A 13,477-nucleotide genomic window follows, 5' to 3' on the forward strand; every position below is an offset into this window, starting at 1 on the left:
ATTGATCAGTACTTATTTTCGATTGCACTACTGCTCAATCCTTTTTATGAACAAGTTGCACCTCGGCCTTATTTGGGGGAACATTCCAGCTGTGGTCTATGAGGGCGTTGAGGATGTTGTGGGAAGAGAGGGAAGAGAGGATAGAACCCCGACAATGAAAAGGGCTCTCCTGACTCCAGATCAGGTATTGCCTTTTAGTTCTGCATTACCTGATCCGCTCAACATTGTCGACTTTGCTGTTTACTCTTTTGATTGACATCGTCCTGTCCTGTACTTTATGTATCCTATTTCTGTGTTCAACTCCAGACGAAATTATTAGCATCCACTGAAACGATAGCATCTTCAATCATTACGAAAAAATATCTTCGACGGCCCTGAACCCAAGTAAAGAAGGTGCCGTCTATTGCACGACACCTCTTGATCAACTATGCAAATTTTACAGCTAACCCTGAGCCGGTCGAAGTTAGATGGGGGGAGGAACTTACAAACTGCAAAAGTTTTCGGAACTCCCGTGAAATACATCAATTAGTTCAATGCTCATCGGGGAGCATGAACGTGTAATACTGAACCTTACCATCATCGCCATAAACCGCCCATACTGTTTCAGAAAAGAGCGGCTTGTCCACCGTCACCAGATGTTTGTCATTGCCGTCCGTTATTATGGTCTTACCATCTACTTTCTGAAAGACAATAAAATACTCGCTATCTTCGAACAACCTATTGATGATCGAGATGGACAAATCCCAATCGGAACAGCCGATTCGCCTCACTCCAACGGTCATAACCTTCATTAACCGCATGAATACTTACCTCCACAAAACGCAATTATGCGCCGCTCATTTGCGTAATCCAAGTATATTGACATAAAAACAACGTGCAGATTCTAGAATCTCTTGCCCCTTTGCTTATTCCGCCGCGGCGTACTTATACCCTCATGTTCACCGTCAGCTTCAACATCCAGTTCTGGGAACGTGGCTCCAACTTTGATTGCTGCGATTGCCAATGGCCGCTTACTCATCCCGATTTGCTCGTATCCTTCGCGGATTGTGTTGTAATAGGAAAGAGCGGGCGGCTCTATCGGTCTTGTGTCTGGATTCATGATATAGACCATGACTCGAACCTCATCCGATTCCTTTAATTCGCCAATCTGTTCATCATCTTCGTACAACGACTCAATCCGGGCTGTCAGGATTTCTTTACGATAAAGACCGATATGTACCCCTTCATAACGATCTAACCGGACTTCATCAGCCCCTGATATTCTCCATAATACAACCGGCACGCGTTGTCCGGGAGCTTCCGCGATGTTGGCGTAATAGCGGAACTCCAAAGTAAAGTTATCAATATAGCCGTGACCCACTACATGACTCTCGGGACAACGAACCGACATTCCGATCAGATTCATATTACTTCCATAAGCGGCATACAGTTTTGACTTTTGCATACCATTCACCCTTCATATTAGAATCGGTACTCACTCAAGTGCTTACTCTCAGTCCGCTGTTTCTGCCAGCGTCTGAACTGCTGGATCTCTCCAAGCTGAGTTCCCTTCTAGGGGCTTTAGCAGATGATGACGCATGGTTTTGAATTCATCGGAGATCGCACCCATCCTCAGTAGCCAAACGCGAAAGGCATATTTGTCATTTCCGTTATGCGCGACGGTGACTCGTTTGGTCGCACGTTGTTGGCTTAATGCCTGGGCGACGATCAGCAAACTGAGTTGAACATAGCTTTTGACTTCTCCCGCATGGAGAGAGCCGTTGAAAAGGCGGAACTCCACGGTTTTGAATCTTCCAGAAAGAAGATTGTGGAGATTCAATATGCAGTATCGACTATCGTGATAGCGATGATCAATTGGCGATTCAGAGTCGACAGATGCATACCATACAGTTCCAAACCCCTCGAAAGACGCGGGCTTCTTCTTATTTAACTGTTGGATGAACCCGTTAGAAAGCGGTTGACAAAACCGATTCTGACGACTCGAACGACACTGTACGGCTTTGTACAGTAAGTGTTGTTTGGCATACACGATGTTGCATAATACCCGCAGACTTTGCGGAGTAAAGCGTTCGGCTCCGACATGGACATGGATTCCCGTGCTGCTGTTTGTTCCTGCCCCGGCGCGGCGAAGCTCACGAACTACTTTTTGCAGTGTGGGGATGTCTTCATAGTCTAGCCTGGGCGAAACCAACTCGCATTTGTAATCGTCTGTCGCGATCTGCACCCGATGATTTTCTAAGCGATGTGCTGTGACAGAGCCGTCTCGCACGACTCTCCAAATTCGGTTCTGTTGATCTTTAACCTCGTAACTGTCGAAACCCCAACCACCAACCTGTGTAGCTGATGTTCCGAAATGCCTTGCGATCACGTTCGCTGCTGTCGCTCGATTGATTCTCGTAAACTCGATTTCGATACCAAATTTAAGTTCTTTGCATTCGACCAACCCCTTCTGAGCCTCCCAACCAACGCAAATTTCCCCACGTTGGTTGTACAGCCACTCAGAAAAAGTGAAGGCTTTCTCGCAGGTTTTTGAAAAATTTCTGCGAAAAATTTGTGTTAATGCTGGTCTGAAAATTAGTTAGGCAAACACACGATTTCATGATCACCCTCATCCATATCGATGTGTTTGGTACAGGAAGTAAATGTCATCATCCCAATCAGGAAAACCTTTTTGGGCAATAAAAAACCCCTCGGATTGAGGGGAGAGAAGAACGTCTCTTGGGATTAGCTTGCAAGTCCGACACGAAGAAACATTTGATAGCTCATAACCTTGGATTCATTAAACGCTCGACCATGCTTGCCATCCAAACTCAATTCTTTCGTTCCCTGTCGTTCAAGCTTGATCCATCCCACCTCAGTATCCGGGACTTGATCTTCGGTTTCAGCAGGTGACCAGATCGTCTTCCCATCTGAGTTAATACCAAGCGCGATTTCGCTCGATGATTTAGACGCGGGAAGCTTTAACCATCCTTGATCGGAGTACTTGCCCGCATTTACAACCTTAGTTGATGTCTGACTTGTCGAATGCATGCCGAGAAACTTCACATCAATCGGCGCGTTTGACTGGTTCATAACCTGAAATGGAGCGCTGACAAAAGATTTGTCTGCCGCGTCCGGTAAAATTGCAAAACTAACTGTAGTCGGCACAGTTACGATAATCCATGTCGCGTCCACCGTTCCAACGATATCGAAATCTTGGGTAACACCACTGCCAATCGTGCCGCCGATTCCGCCGGAACCTTCAGAGCCTCCGGTGTCACCAGAACCCCCAGTACCGCCGCCAGTATTTTCACCGGAACCTCCTGTACCTCCGCTGCCGCCCGGATCACCGCTTGGTTCGCCTGTACTTGCAAGAGCAAGGAGCGGATAGCCTTCGTTTACACTGCTAGTAGAAACCCATTCCACACTTGAGAGACTTCGATTCGCATTTAATAATTGAGCGAACACTGGAGAGGTCATCTCGCTTGTTGTTTTCCCCGTTATACCCGCTGAATCTCCGCTCCCAAATGCTAACTTTGGATTTTGCTGAACCCCTTCGACGATAATAGATGTATCCATATTCCAGTAAGCATGAGATGCATCGAGTTCCGACGAACCTCCTTCGGTTCCGCCAACCAACCCTCCAAAATAATGATCGCCTGACCAACTGCCAACTGGAGAGTTATCGAATAAATTCCCCGTCGAATACGAGTTTACGATTGAACTCGGCCCAGAGCTTTGACCGACAAGGCCGCCGACATAATAAACACCGCTGACATCTCCTTTTGCAAACACATTCGAAAGGATGCCACTATTAAACCCAACCAACCCACCGACCCTTTGATTGCCTTGGACATTTACTGCAGAATACGAAGCACTAATCGTTCCCTTAATATTCGTGACACTCGACCCCAAATTGCTCCCGACCAACCCACCGACACCATACCATTGTGTACCGTCAGTCGCTCTAATAGAGCCTGTAGCGTAAACGTTGAAGATGGTGCCTTCGTTCGTTGCGGCTATTGCTCCAACTCTATCGCCAACTGTATTGAAATTTACATTTTCTAATCCAAGGTTTTTTATGACTCCGGCGCTGCCGATGTATGCAAACAGCCCAGTGGCCATGTTGTTAAACAAGTTATTCTTGGTTAAATTTATCAGCTTATGCCCGTCTCCGTCGAATGTTCCGTTAAACGGAGAGTACATGGTGCTGCCAATAAAACTGGGGTAGCTCGATGTCCATCCAGCAACGTCAACATCATTGGCTAACTTTAAGAACTTTCCTTGAAATGAGTTCGCTTGATTTGTAACTTCATCTGATACCCATTTCAGATGCGCAACCGTACTGATTAAGTATGGATCAGATTCTGTACCGGAACCGGGTGGTGTGGCCGGAGCCGCGAAGGATGAAAGGGGAGAGAGTACTGAAAGCAACAAGGCACTTAATAGAGACATAAGCATGATCTTCGAAAATGCATTCATGATCGCACCATCCTCTTATTGAAAGTAGAGAGCAGGGTCAATCCCTGCTCCCATTAAATCGATACTGATCGAAAAACAACCGATCTTTAATAGATACAAGTAAGACTGACTCATCAAACATAACTAAAAATATGCCTTTGAACGCCAAACCTCACCGAATTATCCCGGTAACGGTGGCTAACTGCATTTTTCGATCATCCTTCTGTCAACGTTACGCGTACATACAGCTTGTAGTTCAGCGTCTTGGCAACGTCCCAAGCATTACCGTGCTTGGCGACGACTTGAATTTCCTCTGAACTGTCGGGTTGGAGCGGAAAAGTGCCAGCCGCTACAGAAGGCGTTATCCCGTCGATTTCTGCGGCCGACCAGACCGTAATTGGCGTCCCGCTAACCGATTCTAATCCAAGTGCGATTTGCGAAGTGGTCGCAGATCTTCCCAACGCCGACCATTCTTGATCGGAATGAGAAGTTGCTTCAACCACTTTGGTATTGGTGCCATTAGCCGATGTGATCCCGAGGATTTGCAGATCAACTGGCGCATAGGTGCTATTGACTACGGTTGCCGGGACAGAAGTGAAGGGTTTCACGTTATTCGGATTAATCGCGAACGACAAGACCGTGGGCATGGTCACGACGATGGTCGTTGCGCTGGCCGTACCTTCGACATCCACAGTCGAACCGTTGTCCGGATCGATCTGCTGATCAGCAGATGCGACTGCCGAACCGAATACAAGCGACATCAACAATGCTGCAGAAATGACTCTCTTAAAAAAGCTTGTTCTCATTGACCGTATCCTCCTCACGATTTGGTTACTGCCATAATTTCGGTTTCCTGAACCCCGACAATTTCGCCTTGGTGGACGATATTGTAACGGACAATCAGCTTGTTCTTGCCACCCTCCAGCGGCTTCGATAACTCTGCCTTCTGGATGTACTGCTTGGGCTTCATCAGCGGCGATGTGTACAGCGTTTCACCGTCATGAATCACCTCGACATAACACTCCAACGAATTTCGCTTCGGGTTGGCCACCATCAACTGAAGTGTTTTGCTGCCCTTTTGAATGGATGCCTCCGAGTTGACCGTCACCGTAAACATCGAAGCGTCCTGCTTTTGTATCAGATAATCTCGGATTGCTTCATCGGACATGTGCGGCAGGTCTCCGTCCAGCACTTCACCTCCTCCGGGCAAGGGAACGGGCTTCTTCTTATCCTCTGGATCGCTGTCATGTTGGCAACTGCGAAGAAGTATGAATAGGACGGTAATCATCAATATTGTCCCGACCCCGATCCAGCGGTTCCGGTTACGACTGTTCTTTTGGTGGTTTCGCTCATTTTCGCTCAAGTGAGCGTCCTCCTTTCCCAACTTAAGCCTGATTTATACTCCCATCTCATCTCTAAAAAGGTTCCGTATGCGACGTTTGAGCCGCATACGGATAAAAGAGAAAAGAAAGGAGGGATGGTCGTACAAGCGGGTTCAGTAACCCATTGCACTTCCAAAAGGTAGTAAATCATTTCCGTTTTTACATGCGTCCGATAAAAAATGCCTGAAGGAAACCGAACCCGAACTAGCATTTACGGCAAGTTTTCTGTTCGTTTAAACAGCGGCGGCTGAATTATCTTTAACCGCCACCAATTGAGCATGAACAGCCAGCCGTTTCGTCGTCCCGGCTGGCCCGTAACAGGTCGATAACGTCAGATATTGATCCAGCGGCGTGATCAGATGGTTGTCAATAGATTTGATTTGATTCTTCTCGCGGATGTACTCCACGAAGGATTCTCGCCAAGGCAACTGAGTACCGTTCCCGACGTAAAGCATATCGTCTTCATCCGTGACGTAGATCGATACGATTTTGAACACCATCTGCTGGGAAGGCGTTGTCAACTGAATAATTCCCGAGTCCGGCTGTTCTTTAAGAATGGTCAGCAACCCCTTCAAACTGCCGAACATTCTTTTGTTGCTAAGGTTGTGGCCGTACAGAACGGTATTCGTACCGAGATTTTTCATGTTGCTTGACGCGGAAGCAAATACCCAACCCAATGAACTTGGCCTCTTGTCAAAATCGTGGTTAAGATAAAATTCATTATCCGTTGTCTGCACGATCGGCATATCAATGCCAACTGAACCGATTCTGAGCCACCCAACGGTTTCCTCATTTTGTTTCAACAATTTGCCGAAATTGACCGGCAGAAATGGTTGAGCATTTGAACCCTCGACTGGGACGATATTTGCCGATTGTGCGGATACCGGCATTGGCGATACGGTATTCTGCTGAACTTCCTCAAGGATTTGGTTAGTTTCTTTTGCATCCAAATGCCATGATGCTAAAGCATAGGAGAAATAACACAGTAGCACCAATGAACTGGACAACATGCCGTAAAAAATGAATTTACGAATCGTCGGCTTAACCAAATGACTGCACCTCCGGTTTCAAACTGATAAAATTTTCAACTGGTTCTATTGCGAGATTGCGGTTGTGTCCTCTTCTTTTGCAAAGGGACTCTTTTCTTCAAGAGATGTCCAAGCTTCCCAAGCTTCCGCGAAATCCTGATACTCTCCTTGAAGAAGTCGGTATAAAACCTGTCGCTCCATTACATGCGCGTTTTCCTTAGGTTGTAAAATATAGAGGAGATGAGCCAAACGCTTTTGATCAACATGTGCGAAGCACTCCTTGAAGTAACCAACAGAGAAAAAGAAGAGCAACCGCATTTCTTTTCGGAATTCGCTTAAATCCCGAAACCCTAAATTGCTAGGCTCTGGGAACCATTTACTCAAATCGCCTACAAACAGGCTCTGGGTGCCAGTCGGATTGATTCCAAGGTGAAATTGCAACATGGCGGCGTCCAAAGCATCCTGGGTTTGCGCTTGTTCGATCAGGCGAACTGTGTCCTTGCCGATACGTTTCTCCAAACATTTTCCGGCATAGGAGACAGTAGACTCGATGTTGTTCAACGGACAATTAAAATGCTTGGCAGTCAGCTTGTAGTTGTAATTGCTGTTGAAAAAGAAGCTGATTTTCTCCTTGACAGACTCGTGAGTAAGGAATTTCTGAGTGCGCGTATACTCAGCGATTTCCATCAAAGCAGCGTATCGACTTTCCTCCAACCGTTTCGCTTCTCCATCAACAAGTGGGTTTGACTGCAATTTCCTTCTGGCGTTATAAACTGCTTCATGAAGCTGCTTGAAGATGATTTTTGCCATTTGTTCTGATTCACCTCCGAGAAAAATAAGCTGCATAGGTAACGACCAAAGTCGCAGGAAAACAACCAGAACGAGAATTCGTTCAATTACTTAGAAATTCCAACCAGTAAAACTGGGGAATGGATTTTACTTTTCACTTCCCCCTCTCCAAAAACCAAGAGTTAACAGCCCTTTGACGCCAGAAGAAATGAAGATTAAAACGGAGCCGACCTCTTTTTCTCAGTCGTGCATTCAAGTTAGAGTAGATCGAGGTCGAGAATTTATTGTTCTTGCTCCTGAAATTCATAAAAAAGTGCTGTCCGCATCCCGATAAGGCGAGATGCGAACAGCACTGTTAAAGAAGGAACCTTATCTGATAATTACCTCCTGCTTTGGGGCTGAAAAGACGGAAGTCCAATTGAATTGACATAAATAGAAAGGATTTTTACCCCCGGATGACGCGCAGGGAAACCTCTCTGCTGGCCGATTTCGTGACTCACGCCATCGCAATAAACATTATCCGGGATATCCATGATTTATCGACGACCTCAACTGTTCCATATTGGGAATCATCGTCTGCATATGAATACCGCATTTTCACAATTGCTAAAAGAATGAAGAACTGTTCTAAGCGACTGATCTCGTTTTATAAAATACTGCCCAACTTTTATAAGACGCTGGCCTTCATTTATAAAAGACTAAACAACTTTTATAAAACGCTAACCAACAGTTATAACGGTCTCAGCTAGATTTATAAGGCAGTATCGGAGGAAGGAAAAGGAATGGATGATGGAATAGAAGGCCGGTTTGCAATATGAATCAACCAAAAGGGCATAAAACAACATAAATCGAACGACGGTATAAAGAGAAAATGCCTCGCCACTCTGTGCCTGCACCAAAAAGATGCAGAACTATAGACGGCAAGGCAATTGTGGAGAAAAATGAACCTGTTTTAACCCTGATTGTTGTAACGAATTGCAGACCATCTGTCCCATTGTCTTCATCGTCGTCTCCAACTAAAACACCCGCCGAATTGGCGAAACAAACTCCGATAAATTCAAGCGCTCAAGTAGCTCCTCGTTTTCCAGAATGATGAGAATCAGAGTTTTGAAGTCGTTCTCTTGCATCCAAGCAGAGACTCGATGGCTAAAAAAGGTCATTTTACCGCCTTTCCAGAGATATTTCACTGTGGCCAACTCTTCAAAGTCATTATATCTCTCAAGCAGTTTCACAAGTTTCTTTATACCCCACGGGGTGCCTCTTAAGGCACTGGACAATAGTACGTTGAGTGCAATTTGTTTTTCATCCGCAAGATAATCAGAAACAAGTCTGTATATTTCGCAAATGACTTCGAAGTCTTCAAGGATAGTCGAGGATTCCGAAGAATCCGAACTTTTCAACACATGAAGTGATTTACCATATAAGCGATCCGGATAACGTTTTGCTTCATCTTCGTTCAACATCGCAATTTCACTTCTGATTTTACAGTAAAACGTGAACCTTTCACACACTGCGGCAAAAGCCTCAATATCGTTCGCCTTGCCCTCATTCGACTTGCCTTCAATCGGTCTTAGGCAAAAATCAGTCAACCATTCCCGAGCCTTTGCACTTTTAAGCGGTCGTGTTATGACTGGGTGGATCTCCTGCATGACCTCGATATCGGTAAACGTCTTGTTAAGGCTGAATGTCTTCATAATCCTTCAGCCTCCTTAAAACCCAATCAGTTCTTTTACTCTCTGCTCGTAGCGAACATACGTAGCAGATTTACCTTCTCTTACAAGGCAACCATGTTTTTTATTGCCAGATAGAGTGGTAATTTCAAGATTGTCCAATCTGAAGTTATCATGATTCCTGTCGATATGGTTTATGTCATACATTCTGCCTTGCTCCCCAAGCGCGTACAGTGCAATTTCACCATAACCAAGCATTGCGCCTATCTGATGGAGTCTCGGAACAAAGTGACCTTCTTCTTTACTTCCTAACTTAATGCTTGGGTAAGAATTATGCGGGTTATCAATGGTTCCTCCTGAACGTTCATGAATATGAAGAAGAAATCCACCTGATGTTGGGTGAAAAATTCCTTGTTCATAGACAAGGCGTTTTTCTCCAGTTCTGATATCCTCCAGAATTATTTTCCGGCCTTCACGATCAATAAACTCTTTATAAAACCTATTGTTAAATCGAAAGGCTTTTCCTTCTAAGTATTGAAATAACAAAGAGGTATTCTTATAGGACAATAGAACAAAGCCATGAGAGATAATACGCTTGCCATTATTCAACTCCGCCATCCGCATTTGCTTACGAGTCATTCCTTCGCGGACACGAATAAGGTTGTTGATCGGAACCCAGTCTTTCTGACTGGCAATTACATCATACTGTTTTTCCAAATGCATGTTGATCTCCTCCATCTTTTCTCTATAATTTTTCTAATTTTTCTAAGTGTTTTGTAACGTTATGCTTCGAAGGTACGAACTAACTCCCTGAAACGATGAGCGTTTATTCCTAATCGTTTTGCGGCGTCATTAGAATTATACGTTCCGGCTTTATACTCACCATATACCTGTAGAAAGTCATCTGGATACGGCAACAACTTGCGTCCAAGTTTTCTAAGACGTAATTCATCCACGCGTTGCTTTTCTTCTACAAAATCATTGATGTATGAGAGCGTCTCGAAGCTATCTTCTGTTAAAAATCTCTTGTTACTGGAATCGAGCAATACCAGTTCTGCATTGAGATTTCGGATTGTGCTTAAAAACAAACGTAAATCAGAAACGTTGTCAGCAACCTCACCCAGTGAGCGAATAACGAGCGTATCCGAGGGAGAAAGAGTGTTCATCATTTCCTCAAACTCTTTACCCCCCGTTTCACCGATCTCGTTAACCAGATCGATGAACAACTTTTCTGCCTTAGAAACAACCCTAAACTCATCGAAGTCCTGCTTGCGCCGACAGCGAATGTACCCAAATCGCGTCATAAACCGATAACTCCTTTCGGAAATTTATATCAATACCCGGTACTTCTCTTGCTTACGGAGATTGAACTTCACATTGCCGAAGCAAACGAACCATTCCCTTCCAAATTCAATACTGCAACGAATAAACGCATTTGAAAAATAAATGCTAAAACCATCTCCGCAATGGAGTGGGTACTCGGAGCCGTCATCTAGGATAACGACCCAGCGATCTAGGCCATCGTCATATCTCATTGAATAACCCATGTTAAACCTGTACCTCCTCACTTAAATAGCAGACCCAATTACACAGATTGCAAGGACGATGCCCATCGCAACGGCAATCGATTTGCTGATTTTCCGAACTACAAGTGGAGCAGATTCATTAGTTGAGATTTCTAAACAAGTGATGCCGCTAACAAAGCTGAACAAAATACCTACAAAAAGAAAAAGATACAGCATTACGACCATCTCCTCCGTTTTTTCTCTTTAGAAAACCCTTAATTTTACTTTTTAACCATATAACCCTAGAAAGTTGTTGTAATATTAGCTTCATTTAAGCGTAAATACAAGCAGTTTTCAGAAAAAGACGGGCATTATTTTCACAGGGAAACCCCACCGCCACCGACCAACCAAAGAGCGACCAGCGCGTGACGCAACAGAAAGCCCTGTGAGCGCGGGAATGAGAGAAGCGAGGGGGATTACAGCCAGCAAAGGCTAGAACGAAGCGTCAGCGCCCGTAACGAAGACGGCGGCGCGACAGGAAGTAACCCCGTCAGCGGATCGATGGACATAGGAGAGGGTAATAAATTTTGGAGTTACCACAAGGAACAAACACCCGAATATCTTTATCGTTCTCATAACTGCGGAAATTGTGTAGGATGTACTGAGAACACCCCTGTTAACGACAGGATTCGACAAATTTGAGCCGTAAATGACGCAAATACACGTCGAAAGTGTGTTTAAAGGACATCTTTGCGACAACTGTCTGTCAGTCATCTTTGCAGATTGAAGGGGATGTGTTCTTATAGCCGGATTGTTACGGTTAATTGATACTCTCGAGTTTCATTTCAGTAAAGGCAGAACCCCGAATCGACCGCAATTAGTCGATTCGGGGTAGTGGTTAGAGTGGATAGTGTGATTAGACCTTGGAAATTGGGAGAGTAACTTTACGTTCCAAGAAACGCGGCAACTTAAAATTGCAGTATAGGAACTCGGCAGCGTGTTCACCTGTATTACCTAACGATACAGGTTTCATTTTCAAAAGGTATCTGTACCACCCATCGTAGAGTAACTCATCATAAATACTACTTCCGTAACTACTTACTGCGAGTTTGCATTCTGAACCACGAAGTAAGTCCCTGAATTTCTCGTGTTGCTCCGTGGACATATTTTTTGAGTAATGATTCAAACTTCGCATGGTCTCAGGGGGATACGGCGGATCAAAGTAGCCAAAGTAGCTAGGTTTGTTACGATATTGACTGAGCAAGTCATAACAGTCGCTGTAGGTTACCACAATGCCGGATAATATCGGATGAAACTGCGGCAGTCGACTAACCTTCTCGAAGTATTTCATTGACTTTTTTATGCCGTAATAATCCTTGAATGACTTCATATTGGCAGACATGCTTTGTGTTGCACAAATATACGTGTACGCGGCGGCAGTTACCCAGTCAGATGTCTCCTCGATCCTCCCCTGGTCACAAAGTTCGAAATCGCGCATACGATTCTGCCGCGCCAATTCGAACGACTCTCGGGAGTAACCAAGGCGTTTAAGCCGATCAACCAACTCATAGACTAACTCATCATCGGCAATAGTTGCATACATTTTGCATAAGGAGTAGTCCAAGTCGTTTAGAATTCTGTGTTTAAATAGTCCGGGATCGAGGTTCAGCGTTGTTCTTGCTCCGCCAGCATTTCCTTCGATAAAACCAGACAAATTGTACTTTTGGACACACCAAACAATTATCGGCACAATATTTCTGACTAGGCCGTGTTTGCCACCGATATAAGGGATGACAGAGAGGGGTTTCCCCATCATCCCGGTGAAGGAGCAGTTTTTATTTTTCATAAGACTCAAGTTCCTTCGTCAAATCTGGAAAACGAAGTACATAGAGTTTGAGAGGAAACCCATTGAAGTAGATCTGCTGCTGAAGACGGCCGGATGGCGGCAGGATGCACAAATTGAGCGAACTCATTCCACGAAGGTACTCCGCCACCCGTTCATCCAAATTGCGTTCAGCATTTCGTGGCGAAGGGCAGTCTGAAAGTAATTCCTCAAGGATTTCTTTCCGCACTCCAACTGTTATACCGCCAAACTTTTCGATATACGATTTCTTATCGAGAATAATAAACGGGGCTTTTCCAGCTTCATCTTTCGTGCATTTCGTCATCCTCTTAAGAAGGCCATCGAACATGCAATACCCTAGATGTTCCTCGAGTTCTTGATGACGTTGTCGAGCATCCTCGGTACTACTTGTTGGGCGGAAAAGTGCATCTAAATCATCTACTTCCTGAAAAGTTCCTTTCAAAAGAAGTTCTTTCGCGCGTAACACCAGCTCAAGATATTGTTGTTGACTAATGCGACTTACAACATTAAGGGCTTTGAAAGCACGTTCATCTGCTGGACTTTCGATTCCCTTTTCAGACAACTCATCAAGAAAGAAATAAAACGTGGTCTCTTGATCAGTTCTTGGGGTAATACGCAAGAGATACGCCTTATAAGAAAATCTGCGGGTTCTTCCCCGGAGCAAGTCAAATTTTAAAAGTTTGTTAAGTGATCGCTTATCTAACTTTTCCTGCAGGATTGTCTTCCTGTTTTTCCTCTCACGAGTCAGCGATATTACTTGGCCATCCGTTTTATGAGCCATTTTAACCATCCTCCTGTG

The 13,477-nt window shown here is 44.8% G+C and carries 15 protein-coding genes; all 15 read right to left on the reverse strand.

Annotated features, from left to right (window positions below; genetic code table 11):
* Window positions 1–530: 530 nt before the first annotated feature.
* The 15 genes from PV407_RS04920 to PV407_RS04985 all read right to left on the reverse strand — a co-directional run bounded on the left by PV407_RS04920 (window position 531) and on the right by PV407_RS04985 (window position 13,459).
* Window positions 531–800, reverse strand: a complete 270-nt coding sequence (locus tag PV407_RS04920; protein WP_332088774.1) for a hypothetical protein — start codon at window positions 798–800, stop codon at window positions 531–533.
* An 83-nt stretch (window positions 801–883) separates the two neighbouring features.
* Complete coding sequence (locus tag PV407_RS04925; protein WP_332088775.1) at window positions 884–1,444, reverse strand: gamma-glutamylcyclotransferase family protein; 561 nt, start codon at window positions 1,442–1,444, stop codon at window positions 884–886.
* Between the two features lie 48 nt (window positions 1,445–1,492).
* Complete coding sequence (locus PV407_RS04930) at window positions 1,493–2,443, reverse strand: amidoligase family protein (protein WP_332088776.1); 951 nt, start codon at window positions 2,441–2,443, stop codon at window positions 1,493–1,495.
* Between the two features lie 281 nt (window positions 2,444–2,724).
* Window positions 2,725–4,461 (reverse strand): GLUG motif-containing protein, encoded by a 1,737-nt coding sequence (locus PV407_RS04935; protein WP_332088777.1) that lies wholly within the window; start codon window positions 4,459–4,461, stop codon window positions 2,725–2,727.
* 194 nt (window positions 4,462–4,655) lie between these two features.
* Window positions 4,656–5,246 carry a hypothetical protein gene (locus PV407_RS04940; RefSeq protein WP_332088778.1) on the reverse strand — a complete coding sequence of 197 codons (591 nt, stop codon included), beginning with the start codon at window positions 5,244–5,246 and terminating at the stop codon, window positions 4,656–4,658.
* 14 nt (window positions 5,247–5,260) lie between these two features.
* Window positions 5,261–5,803 carry a hypothetical protein gene (locus PV407_RS04945; RefSeq protein ID WP_332088779.1) on the reverse strand — a complete coding sequence of 181 codons (543 nt, stop codon included), beginning with the start codon at window positions 5,801–5,803 and terminating at the stop codon, window positions 5,261–5,263.
* A gap of 252 nt (window positions 5,804–6,055) precedes the next feature.
* Window positions 6,056–6,871, reverse strand: a complete 816-nt coding sequence (locus PV407_RS04950; protein ID WP_332088780.1) for a class B sortase — start codon at window positions 6,869–6,871, stop codon at window positions 6,056–6,058.
* 45 nt (window positions 6,872–6,916) lie between these two features.
* A complete protein-coding gene (locus tag PV407_RS04955; protein ID WP_332088781.1) occupies window positions 6,917–7,660 on the reverse strand; it encodes a hypothetical protein in 744 nt (247 codons plus the stop codon).
* A gap of 995 nt (window positions 7,661–8,655) precedes the next feature.
* Entirely contained in the window at window positions 8,656–9,333 is a 678-nt protein-coding gene (locus PV407_RS04960; protein ID WP_332088782.1) for a hypothetical protein, read from the reverse strand.
* A 15-nt stretch (window positions 9,334–9,348) separates the two neighbouring features.
* Window positions 9,349–10,032 (reverse strand): hypothetical protein, encoded by a 684-nt coding sequence (locus tag PV407_RS04965; protein ID WP_332088783.1) that lies wholly within the window; start codon window positions 10,030–10,032, stop codon window positions 9,349–9,351.
* 59 nt (window positions 10,033–10,091) lie between these two features.
* Window positions 10,092–10,613: a hypothetical protein gene (locus tag PV407_RS04970; protein WP_332088784.1), complete on the reverse strand. Its 522-nt coding sequence runs from the start codon at window positions 10,611–10,613 to the stop codon at window positions 10,092–10,094.
* Window positions 10,614–10,637: 24 nt separating this feature from the next.
* Window positions 10,638–10,856 (reverse strand): DUF5348 domain-containing protein, encoded by a 219-nt coding sequence (locus PV407_RS29505; RefSeq protein WP_442951623.1) that lies wholly within the window; start codon window positions 10,854–10,856, stop codon window positions 10,638–10,640.
* 21 nt (window positions 10,857–10,877) lie between these two features.
* A complete protein-coding gene (locus tag PV407_RS04975) occupies window positions 10,878–11,051 on the reverse strand; it encodes a hypothetical protein (protein WP_332088785.1) in 174 nt (57 codons plus the stop codon).
* Window positions 11,052–11,730: 679 nt separating this feature from the next.
* Window positions 11,731–12,660, reverse strand: coding sequence for a DNA adenine methylase (locus tag PV407_RS04980; protein WP_332088786.1), 930 nt, complete (start codon window positions 12,658–12,660; stop codon window positions 11,731–11,733).
* A complete protein-coding gene (locus PV407_RS04985) occupies window positions 12,650–13,459 on the reverse strand; it encodes a hypothetical protein (protein WP_332088787.1) in 810 nt (269 codons plus the stop codon). Before PV407_RS04985 ends, PV407_RS04980 begins: the two co-directional genes overlap by 11 nt.
* Window positions 13,460–13,477: the final 18 nt, after the last annotated feature.

The organism is Paenibacillus sp. GYB003, assembly GCF_036577625.1.
GTDB lineage: Bacteria > Bacillota > Bacilli > Paenibacillales > NBRC-103111 > Paenibacillus_AB.

Bases quoted from the DNA above. Each gene is read 5' to 3' on its own strand.
- PV407_RS04920 (WP_332088774.1), bottom strand. From the start codon at position 800: ATGCGGTTAATGAAGGTTATGACCGTTGGAGTGAGGCGAATCGGCTGT.
- PV407_RS04925 (WP_332088775.1), bottom strand. From the start codon at position 1,444: ATGCAAAAGTCAAAACTGTATGCCGCTTATGGAAGTAATATGAATCTG.
- PV407_RS04935 (WP_332088777.1), bottom strand. From the start codon at position 4,461: ATGAATGCATTTTCGAAGATCATGCTTATGTCTCTATTAAGTGCCTTG.
- PV407_RS04940 (WP_332088778.1), bottom strand. From the start codon at position 5,246: ATGAGAACAAGCTTTTTTAAGAGAGTCATTTCTGCAGCATTGTTGATG.
- PV407_RS04955 (WP_332088781.1), bottom strand. From the start codon at position 7,660: ATGGCAAAAATCATCTTCAAGCAGCTTCATGAAGCAGTTTATAACGCC.
- PV407_RS04960 (WP_332088782.1), bottom strand. From the start codon at position 9,333: ATGAAGACATTCAGCCTTAACAAGACGTTTACCGATATCGAGGTCATG.
- PV407_RS04965 (WP_332088783.1), bottom strand. From the start codon at position 10,032: ATGCATTTGGAAAAACAGTATGATGTAATTGCCAGTCAGAAAGACTGG.
- PV407_RS04970 (WP_332088784.1), bottom strand. From the start codon at position 10,613: ATGACGCGATTTGGGTACATTCGCTGTCGGCGCAAGCAGGACTTCGAT.
- PV407_RS29505 (WP_442951623.1), bottom strand. From the start codon at position 10,856: ATGGGTTATTCAATGAGATATGACGATGGCCTAGATCGCTGGGTCGTT.
- PV407_RS04975 (WP_332088785.1), bottom strand. From the start codon at position 11,051: ATGCTGTATCTTTTTCTTTTTGTAGGTATTTTGTTCAGCTTTGTTAGC.
- PV407_RS04980 (WP_332088786.1), bottom strand. From the start codon at position 12,660: ATGAAAAATAAAAACTGCTCCTTCACCGGGATGATGGGGAAACCCCTC.
- PV407_RS04985 (WP_332088787.1), bottom strand. From the start codon at position 13,459: ATGGCTCATAAAACGGATGGCCAAGTAATATCGCTGACTCGTGAGAGG.